General features: G+C 42.1%; 18 protein-coding genes. 4 read left to right on the top strand and 14 right to left on the bottom strand.

The genetic code is table 11. From position 1 onward, the window contains the following. The first annotated feature begins 57 nt into the window (after positions 1-57). Complete coding sequence (locus tag EHO59_RS03975; RefSeq protein WP_135584960.1) at positions 58-1,152, top strand: vWA domain-containing protein; 1,095 nt, start codon at positions 58-60, stop codon at positions 1,150-1,152. A gap of 27 nt (positions 1,153-1,179) precedes the next feature. Here the strand turns inward: EHO59_RS03975 and EHO59_RS03970 are convergent, their stop codons facing one another. The 7 genes from EHO59_RS03970 to EHO59_RS03940 all read right to left on the bottom strand — a co-directional run bounded on the left by EHO59_RS03970 (position 1,180) and on the right by EHO59_RS03940 (position 11,911). Then, positions 1,180-2,835, bottom strand: a complete 1,656-nt coding sequence (locus EHO59_RS03970) for a mucoidy inhibitor MuiA family protein (RefSeq protein ID WP_135584958.1) — start codon at positions 2,833-2,835, stop codon at positions 1,180-1,182. Positions 2,836-2,844: 9 nt separating this feature from the next. Next, a complete protein-coding gene (locus tag EHO59_RS03965; protein WP_135584956.1) occupies positions 2,845-4,950 on the bottom strand; it encodes a DUF4139 domain-containing protein in 2,106 nt (701 codons plus the stop codon). A 115-nt stretch (positions 4,951-5,065) separates the two neighbouring features. Further along, positions 5,066-6,358 (bottom strand): sterol desaturase family protein, encoded by a 1,293-nt coding sequence (locus tag EHO59_RS03960; protein ID WP_135584954.1) that lies wholly within the window; start codon positions 6,356-6,358, stop codon positions 5,066-5,068. 133 nt (positions 6,359-6,491) lie between these two features. Further along, entirely contained in the window at positions 6,492-8,042 is a 1,551-nt protein-coding gene (locus EHO59_RS03955; protein ID WP_135584952.1) for an OmpP1/FadL family transporter, read from the bottom strand. 274 nt (positions 8,043-8,316) lie between these two features. After that, entirely contained in the window at positions 8,317-10,245 is a 1,929-nt protein-coding gene (locus tag EHO59_RS03950; RefSeq protein WP_135584950.1) for a chloride channel protein, read from the bottom strand. Between the two features lie 8 nt (positions 10,246-10,253). Then, positions 10,254-11,048 carry a hypothetical protein gene (locus EHO59_RS03945; RefSeq protein WP_135584947.1) on the bottom strand — a complete coding sequence of 265 codons (795 nt, stop codon included), beginning with the start codon at positions 11,046-11,048 and terminating at the stop codon, positions 10,254-10,256. Continuing rightward, a complete protein-coding gene (locus EHO59_RS03940; protein ID WP_135584945.1) occupies positions 11,048-11,911 on the bottom strand; it encodes a CPBP family intramembrane glutamic endopeptidase in 864 nt (287 codons plus the stop codon). Before EHO59_RS03940 ends, EHO59_RS03945 begins: the two co-directional genes overlap by 1 nt. Before the next feature lie 78 nt (positions 11,912-11,989). Between EHO59_RS03940 and EHO59_RS03935 the strand changes: the two genes are divergently transcribed. Next, positions 11,990-12,919, top strand: a complete 930-nt coding sequence (locus tag EHO59_RS03935; RefSeq protein WP_135584943.1) for a M23 family metallopeptidase — start codon at positions 11,990-11,992, stop codon at positions 12,917-12,919. After that, positions 12,919-14,019, top strand: coding sequence for an SMP-30/gluconolactonase/LRE family protein (locus EHO59_RS03930; protein WP_135584942.1), 1,101 nt, complete (start codon positions 12,919-12,921; stop codon positions 14,017-14,019). The genes EHO59_RS03935 and EHO59_RS03930 overlap by 1 nt, the downstream gene beginning before the upstream one ends. Positions 14,020-14,063: 44 nt before the next feature. On the opposite strand, the gene EHO59_RS03925 is transcribed toward EHO59_RS03930, so the two are convergent. Genes EHO59_RS03925 through EHO59_RS03900 form a run of 6 tightly spaced genes read right to left on the bottom strand, consistent with a single transcriptional unit; the run spans position 14,064 to position 20,036 of the window. Continuing rightward, positions 14,064-15,746, bottom strand: coding sequence for an NADPH-dependent assimilatory sulfite reductase hemoprotein subunit (locus EHO59_RS03925; protein WP_135584940.1), 1,683 nt, complete (start codon positions 15,744-15,746; stop codon positions 14,064-14,066). A 28-nt stretch (positions 15,747-15,774) separates the two neighbouring features. Then, positions 15,775-16,374, bottom strand: a complete 600-nt coding sequence (locus EHO59_RS03920; protein WP_135584938.1) for a precorrin-2 dehydrogenase/sirohydrochlorin ferrochelatase family protein — start codon at positions 16,372-16,374, stop codon at positions 15,775-15,777. Then, entirely contained in the window at positions 16,371-17,147 is a 777-nt protein-coding gene (gene cobA, locus EHO59_RS03915; RefSeq protein ID WP_135584936.1) for a uroporphyrinogen-III C-methyltransferase, read from the bottom strand. Before cobA ends, EHO59_RS03920 begins: the two co-directional genes overlap by 4 nt. Before the next feature lie 11 nt (positions 17,148-17,158). Further along, positions 17,159-18,400, bottom strand: coding sequence for a sulfate adenylyltransferase subunit 1 (locus EHO59_RS03910; protein ID WP_135584934.1), 1,242 nt, complete (start codon positions 18,398-18,400; stop codon positions 17,159-17,161). Then, complete coding sequence (gene cysD / locus EHO59_RS03905) at positions 18,400-19,308, bottom strand: sulfate adenylyltransferase subunit CysD (protein WP_135584932.1); 909 nt, start codon at positions 19,306-19,308, stop codon at positions 18,400-18,402. Before cysD ends, EHO59_RS03910 begins: the two co-directional genes overlap by 1 nt. Further along, the gene (locus EHO59_RS03900; RefSeq protein WP_135584930.1) at positions 19,305-20,036 is read right to left on the bottom strand and encodes a phosphoadenylyl-sulfate reductase; all 732 of its coding nucleotides are present in this window, start codon (positions 20,034-20,036) and stop codon (positions 19,305-19,307) included. The genes cysD and EHO59_RS03900 overlap by 4 nt, the downstream gene beginning before the upstream one ends. Before the next feature lie 517 nt (positions 20,037-20,553). Between EHO59_RS03900 and EHO59_RS03895 the strand changes: the two genes are divergently transcribed. Next, the gene (locus EHO59_RS03895; protein WP_135584928.1) at positions 20,554-22,521 is read left to right on the top strand and encodes a sulfatase; all 1,968 of its coding nucleotides are present in this window, start codon (positions 20,554-20,556) and stop codon (positions 22,519-22,521) included. 24 nt (positions 22,522-22,545) lie between these two features. On the opposite strand, the gene EHO59_RS03890 is transcribed toward EHO59_RS03895, so the two are convergent. Beyond that, positions 22,546-23,547 carry a lysophospholipid acyltransferase family protein gene (locus EHO59_RS03890; protein WP_135584926.1) on the bottom strand — a complete coding sequence of 334 codons (1,002 nt, stop codon included), beginning with the start codon at positions 23,545-23,547 and terminating at the stop codon, positions 22,546-22,548. Positions 23,548-23,604 lie beyond the last annotated feature (57 nt).

Genomic DNA, 23,604 nt, shown 5'->3' with positions numbered 1-23,604 from the left:
AGTTTAGACTAAGGAAATATTTTGCGCCGCCGATAAGAGGATTAACCGGCTCGTACTATGCTTTCCCTTTTTCAGCTTTCCGATGATCAGAAGAATATAAAGCCGAGTTCTTTTCAGATCTCAGCGATTTTGTTCGTACTATGTTCTTTCTTTCAAATCTCCTCCTTGTCTTCTGCGCCGGAACTAGCTGCTCCTTCTCCTACTGAATCTGCAAAGTTATTCATTTTAGATGCTAGCGGTTCCATGAACGAGTATTTAGGGATCTACCAAAAGATCCATCTCGCCAAGAAATATGTAAGACACTATGCGGACCAATTGCCTGAGGAAACTGAGATCGGATTTATCGCTTATGGAAATCGTCTTCCCGGATGCCAGTCATCGAGACTGTATCAACCATTAGAAAAAGGAAATAAACCTCAATTCAGGAACAAGCTCTTCGGTCTGACACCTTCTGGAGCGACTCCTTTAGCAGAATCTATTCGCATCGCGGGAGATTATATTAGCAAAAGAAAGATCCCAACAGAGTTAATCCTCGTGACCGACGGAGTAGAAAGTTGTTATGGAGATCCTGAAAAAGAACTTAAGATCTTAAAGCAAAAGGGAATCGATTTCAAAATGCACGTACTCGGTCTTGGACTTAAGCCGGATGAAAAAAAGATCATGGAGTCATTGGCAAAAAGTGGAAACGGTAAGTATTATAACGTGGATGGAGACAGCGATTTTTATTCTGCAGTGGATGATCTATTAAAACAAGAGTCTGTTGCTAAACGCGCGAAAACAAATACAGACCGAAAAACTCCTAAGGTGAGAATCATTCAAATAGACAAGCTTCCCACTGATCGCGAGGAAAATCTGTACGGGGTAAGATTTGAATTCGAAAATGCGAATTCTAACAACCAATGCGTACTATTAAATTTAAAACAGGTCGTCTCCCCTTCTTCCGATCCAAAGGACTGGAATGTGCATCGGGCATCTCATCCGGAAAATGTCATCCGAACAGATCAGGCTTGCTTTGTTGATCAGAAAGGAGACGGAATCTTCAAAATCCATCTCCCGAAAAATCTTTCTTTAAATTTAGAATTAGAACTTTGGGACATGCAAGGCATCCCGAACCCAGTAGACAAAAGCGGAGAAAGATCAGTCAAAGACTGATCTTTTACTTTAATATTTTATAATTCTCTACTGCAAGAAATTCAGATCGAATTCGCTCGGACAGGTTACCCTGTATTCCAATTTAATCTCTTTCTTTCCGGATGGAGGAATTTCCAAATTCCATTCGTAGATGCCTGAATTCGTCCGATATTCCTTAGAGCCGGAAGTAGTAGAGTCTCGATTCACTTCCACTTTCACGCTAGCTACTTCTGAGATCGGGATCTGATCCCTGATGATCACAGTCTTACTTTCCTTTCCGAAATTTTCCAAACTAAGATATACCCTTCTTTCGAAGACTTTTTGGCTGGAGATAATCCCTTCTCTAGTTTGATTCGTTTCCTTACGGTAAGATAATCTAAGACTTCCTTCCGTTCCTAAAGAAACGGTTAACGTGTCTTTCGGACTCACATATCCGATCTTGGTTCTTCCTACAAGACCTGAACTTCTGAACAAGGAAACTTCTCCAGGTAGGATCGGAAAATCTCCTATATTCTGCAAATCCGCTTCCAAAAGAGGAAACGGCTTATACCGAGGTGCTGCGACAGTTCTCACCTTGATCGGAGCAGTAAATGCAAGCATCTCGAACTTTCTGGACTCTTTCTGAGAAGCCAATGAAATCGCTTTGGGTAATCTAAACAAGAAACCGCTTCCTCTTTCGCTGGAAGAACCAGCATCGTTCGAAGCAGGAAGATTGGATTCTTCGTCGGCAACCTGAGCGGCCCCTACTGCTTGCGATTGATTTACTAGAACCTCTTGCTTCGATTGAGTTTCTATATCGAATAGTCTTTGTGGACGAAGACGATTCCTTCTCAAAGAAAGATCAGGACGAGTGGTGGATAAAAGAAGAAGAACTCCCTTCCAATCTTCTCCTGTTTCTTGGCGGATCTCCGCAATATACTCCAAGCGAGCCTTGCTCAATGAATCCTCTGCAGTAAGAATATACGCGGGTCTCCAGTCAGCATTTGATACGAGATAACTAAGACGAAGATCGACTGTCTTATTTTCAGAACTAGTGTTTACGATCTGAACCCAAGTGATACGAGTACTCTTCTCGGCTTGGGAAAGTAAAATAGTCAGTTGAGCTCGTGCCTCTTCTAAATCGGTTTGCAATCTTTGTTTTGCTTTCTCTATCTTTTCCCAAGCAGCAAATAGACTGACTGCGTCGTCTCTGGTCCTTTTCAAATAGTTTCCCCATTGCTTTCCGTCCTCTTCTACTCTTCCATACAAGAGATTGCGGCCTACCGATTCGGAAACCTTTGTCCTGAACTCCTCTAAAAGCTCTTTCTCCGCTTTTATATCATTCTCTTTTGCTAATATACTTTCGAGTTCCTTTTCCATCCCTTGGACTTTCTTTTGCAACTGAGCTACTTCCGGATTAGAAGATGCTGTCCCTTCTTCTTTCCATGTTCTGGAACCTGTGACCTCTACCTGAGGAGCACTTACGCTCGCAGTCAATGTTTCTTCTAAAAGAGAAACAGGAAGATAAGAGATCTCTATTTTATTTGCCCCAGGTTCCAATTGGACCTTTCCGGTCCTTAAGATCTGTGCGGTTCCTTGATGGACGGTAACCTCTTTAATAGGCAATACCGTTTCCTTGGCGAGAATCGGAACAGATATCAATGTAAGAAATGCGATCGAGAATCTGTATATATTTTGGTTCATTATATTTATTGAATGTTTCATTTTCTTACCTCAGTAGGATCCGTTTCCGAAAGAATCTCTTAATACGTTATCAGCAGGATAAGAGACGGTATATTCGAATTCGACTTTCTTACTCGCTCCGGCTCCCAACTCGAATTCATAAGTCAAGATCCCTTCTTCGGATTTACTTAAAGGCTTATCTGCACCTTGGGTCCACTTGATCTCCACACTATCATCCACAGTATACGGGACCCGATCGATCAAACGAATAGGAACTGACCTTCTCTTGTTGTTCTTCACATTGACCGAGACTTTATAGCGGACCGTTTTTCTGCGAGAGATAATCCCGGACTTATCTTCCAATTTCTCTTCTCTTCGAACCACTTTGATATCTTTATCAGGACCGAGTTCCATTCGAATGGTCTCTCCCGGTTTTAAGGTAGAAACAGAAGTGGTCCCGAGTAGATTTTCACCCGAATAAATTTCTAGAGGTCCAGCTAAGAGAGGTTCATTCTCCGAATTCGAAGATACAATATTTAGAAAAACATCTTCACTTGTTAAAGGAGAAGTCTCGTAGCCAGGCTGAACCGAAACCATCCTCTTTCTCAAGAATACTCGGTTCAAAGTTCGATCCGATGGAATTCTCTCTCTGGATTGAGCTACATATCTGAAATCAAAACCTTCTGAAGAAACTCCTGGAGCAATCAGATGATTTGAATATTTCTTATCCGAATTCAGTTGAGAAGATCTGTTTAAGAGATTCTGCACTTCATTTTCCAATTCTTTCAGTTCTTTTCGAGAGCTTTCTCTCAAACTGGAAAATCTTCTGAGAGCTTCTTTGCCATAACGAATCGACTCTTCGTACGAGCCACGATCAAAACTATGTTTCTGATTTACCAACTCACCTTGGAGTTGGTTCATATTCTCTTCCACTCGAAGAGAATTGGATCTGTCTTTATAATTTCCCTCGATAAGAGCTCTGGATTGTTGCAAAGGACTTTGCGCTTCCAATCGATCCTGCGCATATACTTCCTTCGCAGAATCTGCCTTTGCCTTTTGAGCCATCGGTTTTGCAGGAGCCATTCTCTTCGATTCTTTCTTAGGTGAAGCAGCAGCACCTGCGCTAGGAGAAGGAGCTACATCTCTGTTATACATATTCTCCGCAGAAGGATAATATTCATTCGCTGGGACATAGGTTTGCACTGTACTGATTCTTTGCTCTTTGTACTCGGGCAAATCAATATCTTGGTTCGGGTTAGCAGTGGAAAATTCTAACCTTACATTCTTCCAATCTTCTCCAGTCTCGTTGCGGACTAATGCATGCCAACCAAGCTCCGCCTCTTGTCCATTCGGTTGAAGCTCCAACGTATAGCGAGGATACCAGATCGCACCTCGGATCAAATATTTATATTCAAAAGGAAAGGTAGAAGCTGCATCTGATTCGACATCGATCCTAATCTCCTTTCTGCGAAGTGTATCTCCTTCTGCAAGATGAGAGAGTTTAGTTGTTACGATATAGAATTCTTCTCGAATACGATCCAATTCTTCAAGTTTTGTTAAACGAAGTTTGGTATTTCCTTCTACAAGATCCGCATAGGTCTTGCGAAAGCCGGAAAAATTTTCGGAGTCTATCTTCTCCACTGCGCCTTGCTCTTCTCTAATCGTTGGCTTGATGGACTTTAACGAAGTCTCCCAGTCTAAAAGATCCTGCACTTCCCTCGACTTGGTAGACATGGTAAGCAGTAAGGCATCCTTTCTCTTTTCTAGGTCTTCCGCTTCTTGCGATTTCTTTCTGCGAGAAGCCTTCTCCAAGACTCGGATCCCTTTGATCTTGAATTTCTTACTTGGATCGGTAAAAGTTACGATCACACTCTTATCTAAGGAAGAGATAGGAACTTCTCCCAAAAGAACTTCAGAAGAACCGGCGGGAAGTTTAACTTCTGTTTGTCGAGTTACATAAACCAAGTCCGAATACAATAGAACGGAATCGATCCTGGCGTAGGAGACTTGGATCGGATTCTTAGAGCCTTTCTCTTCGCCGGTAATTGCAACTGGAGCATCGCCTTCGGCAGGACCCGATTCTTGGGCTTGGGAACCAAAACCGGATAAAAGCAGTAGAACAAGAAGGAAGATCGAGCGATAGAACCGAGAAATCATAGGTTCTAAGTGGATACTCTCCTTAGAGAGTCTCGTCAATTTATTTTCTAAGAATAAAAAAGCGCCTTAGGACTAAGGCGCTTCTCAAAAGAAACTCAGTGATACAATTTAGGACCTAAACCGTCTTAGGAGAATAACCTTTGATGCTAAAGAATCTTTTCTGAGAGATCAGGAATCCTCCCAATACACAGAAAGAGATCAACGCAATCTGTTGCATCAGAGTCGGAAGATATTGCAAGGTCTGCAAAGGTAGGATCTTTAACAACTTCTCCACATGAGTGAAGTCGAAAGGATACACATAAGTCAAAGCAGCTATCGAAGCCAAACGGATCAGCTCAGAAACCATTCCGGAAGTCTTTAATTCAAAGATTGCTCCGATATTCCAAAGAGTCCAAAGAACATAGAATCCCAGAACAATCATCTCTAAGAGAGGAAGTTCCTTCTTAAATTCGATGTACACCATAGCGGCACCCAATCCAAAGAAGAATTGAGTAATGCTATAAAGAGTAAGAGTATAAGGGATCTCAGTATTGAATTTTTTATAATTCACTCTATCGATCTCAGGAGGAACCACTGACTCTCCCAGATCGGCAGGCTTCCATCCTGGAGGCATGATCCAAACCTTAAACTTATCCTTCCAGTTCTTGGTTTTCAATGAGAGAAGAAGAAGTTCTTCGAAGTAATGAAATTGCGCCCAAATAGGACTCCAAGTCTGCATAGGTTTAACGATCCCAAAGATAGGCTCTTCCTCTTCTTCTTTAAAAGAACTGAACATTCTATCCCAGATCGCGAAAGTTCCCGCATAATTCTTATCAATATATTTAGGATCTCTTCCGTGATGCACTCTGTGTTGAGAAGGTGTATTGAAAACCCACTCAAAGATCCCAAGCTTGGGAATAGCGCGAGTATGCAGCCAGAACTGATACGCAAAATTGATCTGAATACATAGAATGAACATGACTGGAGGAAATCCCATCACCGCTAAAGGAAGATAGAAAGGGAGAGAGAATGTATTCTGAAGAACTCCCTGACGTAAAGCGACGGTGAAATTATAATCCTCACTTTGGTGGTGAGCCACATGAGAAGCCCAGAAAATATTAATCTCATGTCCGAATCTATGATACCAATAATAGAAAAAATCCGCCAATACATAGCAGAGAACCCAAGCTATCCAGGATCCATTAGAAATATTGAAAATTCCAAATTTTGCATATACCCAGGAATAGACCGCCATCAAGCCCAGGGTAATGAACACTGTGAACACTTGCATGAATATCCCAGCGGATAGATTGTTCACGGAATCTTTAAATCTATAAAAGGGTTTGGATCCGAATAAGGACCAAAGCACTTCAACAGCAGCTAATACGAAGAAAACGGGAGTGATTAACTCTATGATATTCTTTTCCATCTCTAAACCGTCTTCGAATTTCTCTATAGCGTTCGGTCGGTCAAGAAAAAGAATCGAGGCGGATGAATTTCCGCCTCGCATAAGGGGCTATCGGATAACGAACGTTATTTAATTAAGCCCGAATCGGGAAGGTTTAGAAGAATAAACTCACTGAAAAGTTGAAGGACCAAATATATCCACCATAGCTATAGCTAGGATTTCTATCCGTAGGATTATATTTTGTAACTCCAACGCTGGACAATTGTTGGTTCATGATCGCAAAGTCGAAGATCACAGGATTTCTGAGCCTGTCTTTTAAGAAGGCATAGTTCCTTCCACTAAACAGATAAGAGAACCCTACGCTATAAATGATACGATCATTATCCATCCAGTTATTCGCTCCATGATATATAGGAACAGGACTAGGTCTCTTACCTATACCAGCTCTAAACTTAACGGAAGGACGGAAAGCATACTCAGCTCCCAAACGATAGTTCGTAGTATCATGAAAATTAAGAGGCTCGGAATATTTTTCTTTGATACGAGAAAGCTGATAAAGACTCCACTGCTCTCTGTTGATATCGAAGTTGATTAGGATCTTTTGGAATGGTCTGAAACCGACTCCATAAGAATAAACTCTAGGGTTGTACTGGTCCAAAAGAGCAAGATCGAAATCCAATTGGATCCCTAAGAGAGTGGTTTGTGCTCTTGCAGGAATCGGATCCGCAGATAAATAAGTTTCTCTCTTGTAAGAGACCCCCATATTCCATTTACCATAAGTAAACTGAAGACCGTATGTAGGATTGATCATTGGCTTTAATGTCAATACTACTTGAGAGTTTGCCTGCACTGGATCCGGAGAAATCGGAACGTCTTTCAATAAGATAGCACCGGAACCTCCTGCTAACGCAGTCATACCGATACCCGCAAAGAGACGATCCTTCCAAAGCTCGACTCCCACACCCGCCATGATGGTAGGACGTTCATCGCTCTTTCCTGACTGCAAGTATCTAGGAACAGTTGGGTTCTGGTCGTTCACTACCATCAAGTTTCCGGTAGCAGGAAGAATTGCGTTCAAACCGAAACGGATCGTTCTACCTACATCGAAGATCTCATTCAAGTTCATAGTGAAACCCAAACCGACAAAGCTATCGTCAGGGTTCTTTGTGTTCTCGTTCTTAGGAGCGTTGTTCTTTAGAGTCGGATTTGCGTACGTTCCTAAGAATGTAACTTCATGCAAAGGGCGAGTCGGGCGAGGAAGAGGTCTGTAAGTAAACATTCCATCTTTTAAGTTATACCAAGCTCTCTTGTACCAAGGACCAGTTGTTCCTGGTGTATCTTGGACATCACTTGCTAGAACCGGACCTCCATCCTGAGGAATTGGATTGCCTTGTGCATCCTTAGGAGCATCCGGAGCATTTGCTGCCGCTTCTTTATCCTTATCTCTTTGGTCTAAATATGCGGAGAATAGGTCCGCCTCATTCATTCTTCCGAGTCCCGCAACGTTATAAAAAACTGCGGACGAGTTGTTTACGGTAGCAGTTTGAGCGCCCGCCATTCCGGCTGCGGTCGGGTGAGCACCGTAGATGTCCCCATAGCTCCCGGCAGCAAGTTCGGAAGAACCGGCTCCCAGAATCCCCAATAGAAACGCGAAGGTAAGTCTCGCATTGGAGATAATTTCTTTACTAAATAGCTTGTTTCGCATTGTCCCTTCCTGATTGAACCAAGTCTTACTTTAATTCCTAACAGTTAGAAATGGCTGATCTCTTTATTACACATCAGTTATTTTTTAAAAATTTTCCGTATCTTAGTCCAAAGGCCAAAATTGTCGAGTAAAATCAAAAAAAGAGCCCTAAGCTGATTTAGGGTGAAATTTAATGAAATATTAAGAATTTTTATGATAATATGCTATTTTCATAAAAGAATGAACGCTACATATATTTTTCTGAAAGAGCTCAAATCGGCAAAAGAAGGGAGTTTTAAGAAGAAACTGGGCGAGAAGTCCTGGTTCTCTCGAAATAAATCGCAATTATATCCGCGTATCTTAGGTAACCTAGATAATTTCCCTGATCTTCTACCGGGATTTTATCCATGCTATTCTCCAAAAGAGTTTTGAAGGCATTAGCAAGGCTCGTAGAAGTAGAAATCGGGCGAATGGAGACGTCAGCCACATCCCCCACAAGGACTAAGTTTTTTGTGAGCGCCCGGCCCTCGGAATGTAATCTGATGTTTCTAAGAGAAAGCATCCCGAAATATTTCCCCTCCGGGTCCAGAACGATATAATCGCTGGCATTGATCTTGATTGAATCTTCTTCCAAACTCGAGAGAAGAGAAGAAGAGCGGATCACCGCAATATTCCTAAGTTTGTCCGCAATGTCTGAAATACGGATCTCTTCTAAAAGATCCCGATTCATATCCCAGTAATGGGCAGGCGATTGAAAACGGGTCCCTTTTTGGCTTTTATACAAATGCAATTTATGAGAAAGCACAAATGTGGTGATGGATACGATCATCAATGGGGGAAGAAGATAGTAACTACCGATAATTTCGCAGATCATCACCATGCCCGCAATGGGAGCACTTGCAATCCCCGCATAGAATGCGCCCATACCCACAAGTACAAAGGAAGCGATCGAAACCTTGTATCCAAGGATCAATTTAGCGAGAGTGCCTACTGCACCTCCTAACATTCCTCCTATAAATAAGGAAGGTCCGAACATTCCCGCAGAACCGCCGGTCCCGATCGTAAATGACGTGGTCATAATTTTCAGAAGAGCAAATAGAAGAAAGCAAAGCACGATAAACACGTCTACATGCACACTCAAATCGTTTGCAAAAAATTGAATATGATCCGCTTCGATGTTCTTAGCGAGACCGATCGCTTGGAAGAAGGAACCGATCGTATTCTCGAATTGATACGTTCCTTCTAAAATATTTTGCAAAAAGCCGGCACCTGTTCCGATTACTTCCGGCAAGAAATAACCGATGATACCAACTGGAATTCCTCCAATCGCAGGTTTAAGCCAGATCGGAAATGCCCAGGTCTTAGACCAATCTTGCATGAATTGAAAGCTTCGGATGAGAAATGCTCCGCTTAGATAGCAAACGATTCCTAGGATTAGATAAAAGACTAGTTCCTTATACGCTTCGAATCCTATCTCCGGAACCTTATATACTGCACCAAAACCGTTTAAGGAGGAGTAGATCAAAAATGCAGTTACGGAAGATATAATACAAGGTACCAAGGAATCACTTTCAATGTCTTCGCGATAGACCATCTCTACTGAGGTTAAAGCACCGCCTAACGGAGCATGGAATATGGCGCCCAATCCTCCTGCAGTTCCCGCAAGTAGCAATGTCCTTCTCGCTCTTGCCCCTGCTTTAGTAAGATTTGCAACTAAGGAACCGAAACCCGCGCCTATTAAAGAAATAGGGCCTTCTTTACCTCCACTTCCTCCAGAAGAGAGAGTAAATACTGTCGCAATAGATTTTATGATAGGGACCTTGGGATCTACCTTTCCTTCTTTATTATGAAAGGAATCTATCAATGAATCGGTTCCTGTCCCAGAAGAATCCGGCGAGAATTTCCAAACGATCCAACCGGTGATCAAACCACCGATCACCGGTAAAAACAAAAGTGCCCATCTTCCCAATAGAAGAGAAGACATGGGCTGTAAAGAAACGTAGTATTCTCCTCCGGAATGAGTTTCTTGCAAGCCTGCTATGGATTCTAAAGAAATATATTCTGCCCAAGCAAGAGCTCTAGAAAATAAGAAGGCGCCGAGACCGGATACGATCCCGGTAATCACACAATAAAGATAAAGAGATCTTCTTCCTTTGATCCGGAAATAGGAGGAAAACGAAAAGCTTCCGTCAGGAAGTAAACTAGAGAAAAGATTTCTAAGCATGATCTTTCTTAGAAGGATTTAGACGCAGAGATCTCCATGATCCGATTATGAGTATATGTATCTTGCATTCCACCGATCAATCTATAGATCCTAGGAATGATCAACAAGCCCAGAAACACTCCTCCTCCTGGAGAATCCAAAACATTTCCGGAAGGCGAAGGCTTATGCATGAAATTATCCAATGCACTGTTCTTTTCCATCGTAGTGGTTGCATAATAGTAACCGAGTCCGGCAAGTAAAAGATCCAACATGATATAGCCGAACATTCCTTTCAAACGATCGGATCCGCCATATACAGGAGATCTATTTGCATTGTAGTAAACCGAAGCCGCAGGTTGGATCAATGCCAGAGAACCGCTATAGAGATAGTTTTTATTATAAGGTTCTAATTTTCCATCCGCGTAGTCGTCTAAGTTCCTGGAGTTGGCTCCAAAGCCTCCCGTAATTTCCTTCTTAGTCAATTCTTCCATTAGAAAATTACGAAATACTCTTTCTGCTCCTTTTTTAGGAGACTCTACCCGGATTATACTCATCTTATCTCTTTTTGCTAGCCCTAAAACGTAGACATCCAACACAAGAGGAGAATACCATTTAGTAACGTATCTATAAGCGAATCCTTTCGTATTCTTGTCAGAGACAACACGATCATAAGTGAGTCTGTTTAATGCCGAAATGATCCGAGTATCGTTCTCTCCAGGATCTCCTTCTAGCTCGAATACTTCTCCTGCAAATACAGAAGAAGAAATAGAAAGAAATGAGATAAAGACAGCGGTATATTTTATAGATTTATAATTTACTTTCATTAAGACACCCGATTTCCCAAGAAGAATGCTGCTAATAGCATAGAACTATTGTACGTAATATGAGCCGTGATCGGGACCCATATATTAGCCGTTTTTAAATATGAAAGACCGAAAGAAAGACCTACAAAAATAAGCAAGAATGGTCCGACTAAGGAACCTCCTGCGCTATAGTGCACGACTCCGAAAATCACTGAAGTAATGAATAAGCCTATATTGGGCATATCCTTTTCTATGAAATGTTTGAGAAGGAATCCTCTAAAGAATGTTTCTTCTAAGATCCCGGCCCCGAAGCTGATTGCAAGCATGGCCCAGGTCAACAATCTCCAGTTACCTTGTAGATTTTGAGAAAGAATAAGTTCCAGATGATTGGATTGAGGTTTGCCTATAAAAAAGAAGATCAGTCCGCTAAATACATTCACAAAACAGAATGTAGCAAAACCGGTTACGATTCCTGCAAGAAATCCCCTTCCCCCCAAACTGTCGCTGAAATCAGCGACCTCTACATTTGCGATCTTTCGAATGAATAAGTAAGCAGGGACGAGGAAGCAAAGTCCCCAGATAATACGGTCCACAGAGAGGAACCAAGGCCTCTTGGTGATCACAAACTCAGTGTAATCCCTTAGAGCTCTTTCGACAGAAGCTGGTTCTTTCCAAGCGATCGTCTGGGGAACCGTTTCTGAAACCTCTTTTGTCTTATAGAAGCTTTGTTTGGGAGTCTTGAAGGAGAGAGCAGTCTCTATCTGTAATTTTGTGATCTCTTGGTATAGAAGCATCCCTAAGAATAGTACAAAAACTTGAATCAGTCCTAGGACAAATATATCTTTGCCTTTATTCCGCTTTTGGTCTTCGATTTCCAAATCCATTCCGGGAGCCCCTCCAATCATTTACCGGGGATTTTTTGCGTCATTGTTTTTTTAATTTCTGCCGAATAGATTGATGATATGCCTTCTTTTGAAAGACATTCCTTTCGATTCGCGAAAGCTTCTCTTATTTTCATTTTATCATTCATCCTAGATGCAGATCTTTTGGCCGTATATGATCTAGTTCCTCTGCGAAGCTTAGAATATTCCGATTCTAAGATCATTCGAGTCCGAGAAGAAGTGAAATACAACCTGCAAGTATCCGTTTCTAATCTGGAGAAGAAGAATCTTGTCCCTCTCCGTTTCCTGAGTTACAAGGTCGGAAAGCAAGACACATTCTTTAAGATCATGGCCAGAACCGGAATGGATCTGGACACTCTCTCTTCCGTGAATCAGTTGGCTTCACCCCAAGATATTTATCCTGGCATGGAGTTATTGATCCCGAATATGCGCGGAGTATACGATTCCGAGGAAACCTCTTCGGATGATTCGAATAGAAGAAAGGTCGCATCCCGCTTTCACATCTCTCCCAAGTTCTTATATTATGATGACCAGAGAAAGTCCTGGTTCGTTCCAGGAAGAGGTCTACCTAAAGAAGAGAAAAACTTTTTTTACGGTTTGGTTTTTTCGAACCCTTTAGCGGAAGAAGGTCGCGTCAGTTCACGTTATGGAAAGAGGAAGGACCCATTCACCAAGAAAGATACATTTCATGGTGGAATCGATCTAGCGGCAGAAGAAGGAACCCCAGTTTATGCTTCGGCAGACGGAGTCGTTTCCTTCTCCGGATCAAAGGGAGGCTATGGAAGTTTAATCGTACTAAAGCATCCTCTCGGTTATGAGACTAAGTACGGACATCTTAGCAAATTATTGGTGCCTCCCGGAACCAAAGTAAAGAAGGGACAACTCATCGGAGAGGTGGGAATGACCGGAAGAGCAACCGGTTTTCATTTACATTTTGAAGTGCTGAGAAATAGTTTGAGGCAAAGACCCGTTTTTCACGGTCATGTTTAATGCTCAAATTTCTTTCCACCAGGCATATACTTAGAGGACTTTTCTCTATTCTTTTCGTTTTATTCGCCCTAGGAGTCACGTTACTCATAGGATGGAATAAGACGGATCCAATCCCATACTCCGTAAATTCGCCGATCTCTCAAGGTGAGAGAGATATATTACTTTTTTCTAAACCTGTTAATGTGGATTCTCCTATTAAACAGCCTTTCGGATTGGCAGTGGATGCAAAAGGATCCATCTATACTGGTTCTTCGGATGGGAATATCTATAGGATCAAGACGGACAGTGTCCCTGAAGTATTCGCAAAAACTTCGGGACGTCCTCTCGGGCTTGCCTTCGACGGAAAAGGAAATCTAGTCGCCTGCGTCTCCGGACTCGGACTTGCCTTTTACGACAGCGCTGGAAAGGAGAATGTTCTAGTAAGAGAAGACTCCGAAGGAAATCCATTAAAAAATCTTTATGGTCTTGTGATCGGTTTCGACGGAACGGTCTATTTTACCGAAGTGAGTAGAAAATTCTCCTACGAAGATTCCTATCTAGAAGAATTAGAATCCCAAGCAAACGGAAGAATCTTATCCTACAATCCAAGAACCCAAGAAGTCACTGCGATTTTGGACGGAGCCTATCATCCGACCGGGATCGGGCTTTCTTCTTCGGGTGCATTTTTGATCTACGCCGAAAAATACAGACATAGAATCTCTCGCCTTTGGTTAAAAGGTAAGAATGCAGGTAAAGACGAATTCATGATCACCAATTTGCCAGGAAGTCCAGCATTGATCAGCTCGGACGAAGAGAATCATTTTTGGATCGCTCTTTCTTCTCCCAGACATTTAGGAATGGATAAGATCCAAGATTATCCTGTGGTCAAGAAAGCTATAGCTGCACTTCCTTCTATCCTTCGGCCCCAGGAAGGAGAACTCGCATACGCATTATCAATAAGCGAAGAAGGCGACGTACTTCTCGCATTGGCGAATTATTCTACTGATATTTTAGGATCCGTGACCTCTATACTTCAGTATGGAGGAGGATTGATCTTGGCGGGAAATTCTTCCGAGAAGATCTGGAAGTGGAAATTCCAAACCTTAGAAATGTTCTTTTGAAAAAGCGCCCGACACCGAGCGCTCATTCATTACGAAATTTTAAATTACATCGCTCCGAGCAATTCTCTAAACTTGTCTAGAGAATATCTTTCTACGAATTCACCGAAACTTTCGTTTGCCTTTCCGTCTTGTTTCCAAACCGAAAACGCTTTTTCAAGCTGAACCGGGATATCTGCAAAGGCTACCTTCTTAGCAACATAGTCCCCAACTTTGGTACCTTCTGGATTTCCACCAAAGAAGAGAGCATACTTTCCACCGGCTTGTTGTCCCACGATCCCGATCTCTGCTGAGTAAGGTCTTGCACAACCGTTAGGGCAACCGGTCATTCTTACGATAGGAGCCCTATCATTCAGATCCAATTTATCGATTACCTTTTGGATAGAATCCAAGAGTTGAGGAAAAGTCCTTTCTGATTCGGTCAAAGCCAGTCCGCAAGTAGGAAGAGCGGGACAAGCAAGGGCGCGATCATACAAAGGCTTAGGAGAGGCCGGATCAATATTAAATTCCTTTAATTTAGATTCCAGCTTAGGACGATCTTCCTTACGGATCCCCATTAATACTAGGTCTTGATCCGCGGTGACTTGAACGTTCAAGTTGAATTCGTCTATGATCTTTCTTAGAGCTGTCTTCAAAGGCCTGTCCGAAAAATCTTTGATCCTTCCGGAAAGTGTATGGAATCCTAACGCAAGAGTTCCGTCCGCTCTTTCTGTCCAGCCTAAGTATTTAGGAGTTTCCCATTTAGGAAGTTGACGGTCAGTATCGAATTTTGCACCGGATCTACGTTCTACTTCGGAGCGGAACCATTCTGCTCCCTTATCCGCAAGAACGTATTTCAAACGAGCATGCTTACGATTCGTACGATCTCCGAAATCTCTATGAGAAGTTACGATACCTTCTGCAACGGAGATCAGATCTTTTTCAGGAACCCATCCGAGTAAGTCAGCAGCTCTAGGATATGTTTCCGGTTTATTATGAGTCATTCCAAGTCCGCCACCTGCGAAAACGAAATAACCGTCGATCTTTCCGTTTGCATCCAGAGTAGCTGCAAATCCCATATCGTTTGTATAAATATCTACCGAGTTATCGCCCGCAAGAGTAATTGCTATCTTGAACTTTCTAGGAAGATAGGTCTTTCCGTAGATCGGATCCTCGATTTCTTTGTTCAGTTGAGTTTCGCCCAACCAAAGCTCTGCGTATGCAGAACTTTTATATTTAAAATGATCGGAGATCAATTGAGCTACTGGATCCAATTGACCGAGTTCTTTTGTTCCCCAAGGATTCAATGCCTGAGTCACGTTACGCACAACATCTCCGCAAGCTCCCATAGTGGAAAGATTCACCTTATGGACTGCTTGCATAATAGGCTTCAGATCCTTGAGAAGGATGGTATGCATTTGAATAGACTGACGAGTGGTTAAGCGAAGCGCTCCTCCTCCGAATTCATCGGCTAGATCATCCCAAACAGCATACTGCTGAGCTGTTAATCTTCCGCCGGGAATTCTTCCTCGGATCATAAAGGATGTAGGATTTTCGATGAAGTCACCGTTCTCATCCTTACGACGATCCCTGTCCTTTTGCTGATACATTCCGTGGAATTTAATTAGCTGTTTATCGTCTTCTTCGAATCCGTCTGCACCGGTCTCTATAGCTACACCGATCTTTCCTCTGAGTCCTTGAGAGGCCGTTTTTATATGTTCGACTTCGCTGAGTTCTTTTTGCTCTGACATTGATCTAATTCGTCCTTCTGTTAGCTTCTTATAACTTCTTGTTTAGCGAGAGATATTTTTCTTTAAATTCGTTCAGTAGAAATTTCAAGGCGGCTTTTCTTTCATTTGCATCGCCTAATTTTTGTTTGCTGAGGCTTCTGATCTGGACCAGATCCTCCAAGTCCGCATCATGTTCAGGGGGAAGGATCTCTTCTAAGATCGTGCGAACACTTCCTGCTAACCCTGCAAATTCTCCTTGGGTGGAGACTGCTACGCGGATCGGCCCTCTATCAAAATATGCCGAAGAATAAAAATCACAGTGAGAGGGATCATCCGCGCAATTGATCCAAATCCTCTTTTGCTTCGCATACTCTACTAGCTTGCGATTCGTTTCTCTATCATTTGTGGCGGAATAAACCAGATCGAAGCCGTCCAAGTCCGAGACATTTACTTCTCTAATTTCGATCTTAGCCTTAGAGACAGAAGATAGCAATTGCGATACTTCTGATTTGCATTCCTTCGCAATTACAGTCAACTCGCAGCCAGTTTGGGACAAGTGTTGCAATTTTTCGAGAGCAACATTCCCACCGCCTACTACTAGGACCTTCTTTTCATCCAGCTTTAAGAATACAGGAAGAAGTTTGTTCATGTTTCTTCTCCCAAGGATCTTTGTTCAGGTATCTGAAACTCGGACCCTTCTTCTCTTAAATTAACGACCGCGCCGATATATATAATTCCTGGTCCGGGAGTAAACTTGGAGATCCCTTCTTCAGAAATCTTGCCTAATGTAGTTACCGTTGTTCTTTGCGTTTGTAGACTGGCATTCTCTACCAATGCGACTGGAAGAAGAACAGATGCACCATGTTGTATCAATCTAGTTGCAATTTTTTGAATGGAAGAAGTTCCCATAAAAAGAGCGATTGTGCCTTTGAACTGAGCAAACCAGGTCCAATCTGTTTCTTCTTCTAAGACAGTGTGACCATCCATGATCAGTACCTGTCTAGACAATCCTCTATGAGTCAGAGGAAAGCCGGCTCCAGAAGAACCTGCACTCAAAGCGCTTACGCCTGGAACAATCTCGTACGGGATCTGTTCTTTTTTGATGGCGATCAGTTCTTCTCCGCCTCGTCCGAATAAGAATGGATCTCCGCCCTTTAAGCGGACTACAATCTTGTTCTGAAGTGCGTAGCGTACTATCAGATCTTGGATCTCTACTTGGGTAGCAGAATGCTGACCAGCTCTCTTTCCCACATAATGAACGATCGCAGACTCAGGAAAGTATTCCAAAAAAGAAGGATCCAGCAAAGCATCGTATAAAACTACTTCAGCTTTCTTTAATATATTTAAGGCGCGCAGAGTCATTAGTTCCGGATTTCCGGGACCTGCTCCTACTAAATATACTTTTCCTTTTCCTTCCTGCATAAGAATTAGAATTAATTCGATCCAGTGATCATTCCGGCGCCGACCGTATTATTTGTTCCTTCATCAACCAGAACAAAACTTCCAGTGCCTCGATTCTCAGAGTAATTGTCGAATGCGATCGGCTTTGCAGTACGGATCTTGATCCTTCCGATCTCGTTCAATGCGAGTTGTGACGCATCCAGTCTATGATGAGTTTGAATATCTATCCTAAAAGTAATCTCTCTCACTGCGGCCTTGACAGAGCCTGTAGTCTGTCTAAACAGATATTTATTTCCAGGAACGAGAGCCCTCGCGTCCATCCAGCAAAGATCCGCGTCGATATCCTGAGAAACATTCGGAACATGTTTCTCTGTTACGATCATGTCTCCACGACTGATATCAATCTCGTCTTCCAATAGAATGGTCACGGACATAGGAGCGAATGCTTCTTCTACCTCGCCTTCGTGAGTGAGAATGGATTTGATCTTGGAACGGTGACCGTTCGGAAGGACGACTATATCATCTCCCTTCTTAAATACACCGCTTCGAACCTGTCCTGCGTATCCTCTGAAATCATGGTGTTCTTCCGTTTGAGGACGGATCACATATTGCACAGGAAATCTTGCATCGTGCTTGTTCTCGTCTTCTTCCAACTCTAAGTCTTCTAAATAACCTAAGAGTGTTTTTCCTTTCCACCAAGGCATATTTGGAGAAGCGTCCACAACATTGTCTCCGTTCAATGCGGAGATAGGAATAAATTCCAATCCTTTGAAATCCAAGTCGGAAGCAAAATTGATATAATCCTTTTTGATCTCTTCAAAACGTTCTTGGGAGAATTCCACCAAGTCCATCTTATTTACACAGATGATCACATGAGGAATTCTTAATAAAGAAGCGATATAAGAATGTCTATAAGTCTGCTCGATCACTCCTTTGCGAGAATCGATCAGAATGATTGCTAAATCCGAGTTAGATGCCCCGGTCACCATGTTCCTAGTATACTGGATATGGCCAGGTGCATCTGCGATGATAAACTTTCTCTTTGGAGTAGAGAAATACTTATAAGCTACGTCGATCGTAATCCCTTGCTCTCTTTCTGCCTTAAGTCCGTCAGTAAGAAGTGCTAAGTTGATCTGGCCGTTTACCTGATCTCTTTTTTCGATCGCTTCCAATTGATCTTGGAATACGGACTTGCTATCATAAAGAAGTCGTCCGATAAGAGTCGACTTTCCGTCGTCTACACTTCCTGCAGTGATAAAACGCAATAAATCCATCAGAAATAACCGCCTCTTTTACGCTCTTCCATCGCAGCTTCGGATCTTTTATCATCCAATCTGGATCCTCTCTCCGTAGTTCTGGAAGTTTGGATCTCTCGGATAATATCATCCAGAGAGTTTGCTTCCGATTCTACGGCAGCAGTACAAGTCATGTCTCCCACCGTCCTAAATCGTACCGTTTTCTCTTCTACCTTATCGGAAGAATCCAAGGTAACGAATTCAGAAACCGGGAAGACCACGTTCTCTCTCCACACGATCTGACGTTTATGAGAAAAATATAATGAAGGAAGAGGGATGTTCTCGCTACGGATATATTCCCACACATCTAATTCAGTCCAGTTGCTAATCGGGAAAACTCGCACGTTCTCGCCCACATGGATCTTTCCGTTATAGATATTCCAGAGTTCAGGTCTTTGAAGTTTAGGATCCCAACTGCCGAATTCGTCTCTTACGGAGAATACTCTTTCTTTCGCACGAGCCTTTTCTTCGTCTCTTCTCGCGCCGCCAATGCATGCATCGAATTTAAACTCTGCGATCGTATCTAAGAGTGTTACGGTTTGGATTGCATTCCTACTTGGGAATTTTCCCTTCTCCTCGACTGCCTTTCCTTGGTCGATGGAATCCTGTACGTATCTTACGATTAATTTTTCTCCGATACGATTTGCAAGATCATCACGAAATTGTAATGCTTCCGGAAAATTATGACCGGTATCTATATGAACCAAAGGAAAAGGAAACTTGCCCGGACGAAATGCCTTCAGAGCAAGGTGGACTAATGTGATCGAATCCTTCCCCCCAGAGAATAGAAGCGCTGGCCTTTCGAATTGGGCAGCCACTTCTCTCAAAATATAAATAGATTCCGCCTCTAGTTGTTGGAGATGCGACAAACGAGTTCGAGTCGTCATTCTTGTGATCCTTTCTTTCTTACCAGTTTTCCGTCGACCCAATGCAATCCGCATTCTTTGGTGGCTTCATTTTCCCACCACCAGCGTCCGGCTCTGAAATCTTCTCCAGGCTGGATAGAGCGAGTGCAAGGAGCACATCCTATACTAGGATAGCCTTTATCATGCAAAGGGTTATAAGGAATGCGATTGTCTTGGACATATTGTTGGACCCTTTCCCAGGACCAATCTAGGATGGGATGGAATTTTAAGATCCCTCTTGCTCCATCCAATTCAACAGAGGGAAGTCCTTCTCTTGAGCCGGACTGATCGTTTCTGATCCCGGTGATCCAAACCTTTGCGCCGTTTAAGGCACGGTTCAAAGGAACCACCTTACGAATATGGCAGCATTCTTTTCGATTTTCAATCGAATCGTAGAAAGAATCGGGACCTTTTTCATTCACCAAATCTTCTACCGCTTGCGCGTCGGGAAAGAATGTCTGGATCTTCTTTCCGTACATCCCGTTGGTTCTCTTATGGAGCTCATACGTTTCGCTAAATAAGCGGCCGGTATCCAATGTAAAGATACGAATATCCAGGTTCTGGGAATAGATCGCGTGAGTAATTACCTGATCTTCTAAACCGAAACTAGTGGAGAAAACTGCTTCTCCTGGGAATTCCTTAGCGATCTTGGCAAGGGATTCTTCCAAACCTAAGCCTTGTATTTTTGCTTCCAGCTCGGAGGGACTCATAAAAATCGAACCTTCATGACTCTCAAATTCTGAATGGGACCTAGTCAATATAATGTACCAAAGTTTTATATATTGGACTTTCCGTAAAGTATAGTTGAGGGATTAATACAAGGATTCTAGGGCAATTCTAGGAGAACAGTGAATTTTTCCGAAACTGACAGGTTCTTATGTCCCAATCGAACTAAAGTACATCTGCCCGGATTCTGGCTTTTTAGTTTCGAATTGGATCAGCATCTATTTGCAAGAGATAAGAATTTAAACTACATAGCCTCATGTATTTTTCTCTCTTCCTGACATTATAAAAAGCAATTAGAGCAAATGATCTAAGAACATTCTTTTATTTTTATAGTTTGTTCTATTTCCGATCGAAGTACTTCGCCAAACATACCGTTAGTGCATCTTTCAAACTTAAACACCGGTCGGAAATTTTTTATAAAATTATTCCAATTCTTCGGCTCTTTGTGTTATAAACGGATGTAATTGACGACTTACTTCTTGTCTAAAAACTTGGAAATAGATGGGATCATATAAAAAAAATATTCTGGGGATGGTTTCAAAACATTCTATCTGGGTTGTGCCGGCTGTTATTCTTCTTACTGATATCATCGTAAGAGATGAGATCTTGCCTGGCTTTAAACCTTTGCAATGGGCTTTCTATTTTCTTTCTTTCGTTTATTCAATAATTCTATATTCTGCAGTGATCATTCTATTAAGATTATTGCATCAACTTAAGTCCAAGGCTCTTTATTATTTCGTTCTCTTTCTTGCTGTGACCTTCTACACATTTGCGATCATCGGTTCGTACGGATATTATTCTTATACCGGGATCATGCCGAACTTTTTCGTGTTCTCTTTTATATTCAACGAGCCTTTAAACAGTTGGACTATTCTCGCTGGAGGAGTAACCAAGGGAGCGGCTCTTGGCGGAATTGCGTTATTTGTCGTTTTAGGTATTTCTCTCTGGCAGGCAACAATCAAGGAGCCTTTGAAATACAAGTATCAGATCCCCGTTCGGATCTCAGTAGTTGTTCTCTTCTTAGCAATCAGCGGCTTCTTACATAATAATACTCGCTTTAACGATCAGGTTTATGTTTCGGATACGAATACAATCGCTTTCGTTTGGAGAAATTTATACAACCATCTCACTGGAGATAGCTTAGGTTCCGCCGGACTTCAATCCAGGAATAAGCCTAAACTCGGAAGAATAAATTCGAATCCGAATTTCAACGTACTATTGATCGTTACCGAGAGTCTTAGAAAATTAAATCTGAATATTTACGGGTATGATAAGAGAACTACGACTCCGTTCTTATCTAAACTAGTTACAAGTGCAGATCCAAATCGTTATTTCTTATTTAAGAAGGCGTATTCAAATTCCAGTTCTACTCTATTATCTTTTCCGAGTATTCTAACTGGAGTTTCTCCCTCTCAGCCGGTTCCTATGACCCATACCTATCCTTTGTTTTGGGAATACGGAAAAGCAGCGAATTACTCTACATTCTATATCACCAGTCACAATCTGCAGTGGAATAATTTCGAAGGATTCTTTAAGAATTCAGGAATAGATACTCTTTGGGACAAAGAGAAGAGTGGACTCAAAGTATTCAATGATATCGGGATCGATGATAGAGAGACGGTAAAGGAATTCAAACGCCAACTTTCCGAATTAAAAACGGATAAGAAGAAATTCGCAGGAGTTCTTCATTTCAATACGAATCATTTTCCGTATCTTGTTCCCGAAGAGTCACGGGTCTTTGCAGTCGATACTCCTGTAGATCAGTATGATAACTCCGTCCGTCACATGGACAAACTCTTGGAAGAAGTTTACGGCTTCTTAAAAGAAGATGGATTCTTGGAGAATACTGTAGTCGTCTTCACTTCGGATCATGGGGAAGCATTATTCGAACATGAGTATCTGGGCCATATAGATAGCAATTATATAGAGACTGTTTCTATCCCGATGCTTTTATACATTCCTCCCGTCTTAAAAGATTCGATCAATCTGCAGGCAATCAGAAGGAATACTGAAAAATCCGTAGCAAATACGGATCTGATCCCGACCATCATAGATATTCTCAACCTAGAGAATAATTCGAATGTGAGAAGCTACACTTCTCATCTTGAAGGAAAATCTTTGATCAAGGACATTAGTGATGATAGAAAGATCATTATCACTAACAATAACGAGATCTCTCTTTATAAGGTGGGAATCAGTTATATCAAAGGAAATTATCATTATATCATGAATATGACCTCCAGCCCTGCCCAGGAGCGTCTATTCGATCTTTCGACAGATCCTCTGGAATTAAAGGATCTCTGGGCGAATTTTAGCGAAGATTCTAAGATCCGCTATAGAGAAGAAGTCAAGGATTGCAATGTCTGCACAGACCTTTTCACTTCGCAAGGGATCTCATATAAAAGATCCGAAAACAGTGATACAGTGAACTTAAAAGGAGGAAACCTGGTCCAGCCGGCTTCCTTCTAATATATTATAAAATCAGAATATAATTTATACGGACGCGTTCGAGTTTTGTTTCTTTAAGGGAGAATTCGCCTCGTATTCCTTCCAAAAACGATCTAGCTCTTCTTTATTTTCCGGCTTCGTATGCCAACGTCTATGCAGCCAAAAATAATCTGCAGGATGAGCGTGCACTTCCTTCTCCAGACGTTTGACCCATCTATATGTAAATTCTCTTTCCCAAAGCTCGGCGTCTTTTCTTGGATCCAGATCCGGTCTTTCAAATTCTTCTACATAGAAATATAATTTGCCTTTTTCGTCGTACCAACTACTGCAAAAGATGATCGGTGCATCCGTCATTCTTGCAAATGTAGCGGGACCCATGAACGTAGAAGCTAGATTTCCTAAGAAAGGAAAAAAGGTACCCGTCTTTCCAGCATCCTGGTCTGAGATAAAGGCGACTAATTTCTTTTGCTTCAATAAGGTGAGAGCTTTTCTCGGGCTTTCATCCGTATAGATCAAACTGATCCTTTGGCTTGCCCTATTCTTTTCGATCCAAGCATTGGACCAAGGATTACTTTGTCTTTTTGCAAATACATATAGATCCGCATTGGGAGCCGTATAACATAAGCTAACTCCCATGGTTTCCCAATTTCCCAAATGACCTAAGACCAAGATCCCGCCTTGTTTCAAGATCCGTTCGTGAGTTTCTTTATTTGGTAGAAGTTCAACCCACTTGTCTATATAGGCTTGATTCATTCTAGGCTCTTCGCAGAACTCATTGGCCATGTGAGAGAGAACCCTAAGATTATGCTTTATGTAACCCTGAATCTCTGATTCCTTCTTATCCGGAAAAGCCATTCGAATATGCTTCTCCATCCGTTTCCTAACTGCACCAGTTAGTTTTGCTAATCCAAGTATGACGTAATAAAGGATCTTTCCTCTCAAAACATACGGAAAGAAAGAAAAGCTGCCTACGAGTATTCTAGCGAAAACATACTGAAAGAATTTCTTTACTTTCTTTCTTTCACTTCTTGGGACCGGGTTGGACATGTTAACTACTTCATTATTTCAAACGCGCATAACAAGAAGAATTTCGTGAGTTTTTAT

Source organism: Leptospira semungkisensis (genome assembly GCF_004770055.1).
Lineage (GTDB): Bacteria > Spirochaetota > Leptospiria > Leptospirales > Leptospiraceae > Leptospira_B > Leptospira_B semungkisensis.
This window is presented reverse-complemented; position numbering and strand designations above follow the sequence as displayed.

Coding starts and splice junctions, on each gene's coding strand:
- EHO59_RS03920 (WP_135584938.1), bottom strand. CDS start 16,374: ATGAACAAACTTCTTCCTGTATTCTTAAAGCTGGATGAAAAGAAGGTC.
- EHO59_RS03910 (WP_135584934.1), bottom strand. CDS start 18,400: ATGGATTTATTGCGTTTTATCACTGCAGGAAGTGTAGACGACGGAAAG.
- EHO59_RS03965 (WP_135584956.1), bottom strand. CDS start 4,950: ATGATTTCTCGGTTCTATCGCTCGATCTTCCTTCTTGTTCTACTGCTT.
- EHO59_RS03890 (WP_135584926.1), bottom strand. CDS start 23,547: ATGTCCAACCCGGTCCCAAGAAGTGAAAGAAAGAAAGTAAAGAAATTC.
- cobA (WP_135584936.1), bottom strand. CDS start 17,147: ATGCAGGAAGGAAAAGGAAAAGTATATTTAGTAGGAGCAGGTCCCGGA.
- EHO59_RS03935 (WP_135584943.1), top strand. CDS start 11,990: ATGCCTTCTTTTGAAAGACATTCCTTTCGATTCGCGAAAGCTTCTCTT.
- EHO59_RS03945 (WP_135584947.1), bottom strand. CDS start 11,048: ATGAAAGTAAATTATAAATCTATAAAATATACCGCTGTCTTTATCTCA.
- EHO59_RS03895 (WP_135584928.1), top strand. CDS start 20,554: ATGGGATCATATAAAAAAAATATTCTGGGGATGGTTTCAAAACATTCT.
- EHO59_RS03970 (WP_135584958.1), bottom strand. CDS start 2,835: ATGAAACATTCAATAAATATAATGAACCAAAATATATACAGATTCTCG.
- EHO59_RS03940 (WP_135584945.1), bottom strand. CDS start 11,911: ATGGATTTGGAAATCGAAGACCAAAAGCGGAATAAAGGCAAAGATATA.
- EHO59_RS03900 (WP_135584930.1), bottom strand. CDS start 20,036: ATGAGTCCCTCCGAGCTGGAAGCAAAAATACAAGGCTTAGGTTTGGAA.
- cysD (WP_135584932.1), bottom strand. CDS start 19,308: ATGACGACTCGAACTCGTTTGTCGCATCTCCAACAACTAGAGGCGGAA.
- EHO59_RS03975 (WP_135584960.1), top strand. CDS start 58: ATGCTTTCCCTTTTTCAGCTTTCCGATGATCAGAAGAATATAAAGCCG.
- EHO59_RS03960 (WP_135584954.1), bottom strand. CDS start 6,358: ATGGAAAAGAATATCATAGAGTTAATCACTCCCGTTTTCTTCGTATTA.
- EHO59_RS03925 (WP_135584940.1), bottom strand. CDS start 15,746: ATGTCAGAGCAAAAAGAACTCAGCGAAGTCGAACATATAAAAACGGCC.
- EHO59_RS03930 (WP_135584942.1), top strand. CDS start 12,919: ATGCTCAAATTTCTTTCCACCAGGCATATACTTAGAGGACTTTTCTCT.
- EHO59_RS03955 (WP_135584952.1), bottom strand. CDS start 8,042: ATGCGAAACAAGCTATTTAGTAAAGAAATTATCTCCAATGCGAGACTT.
- EHO59_RS03950 (WP_135584950.1), bottom strand. CDS start 10,245: ATGCTTAGAAATCTTTTCTCTAGTTTACTTCCTGACGGAAGCTTTTCG.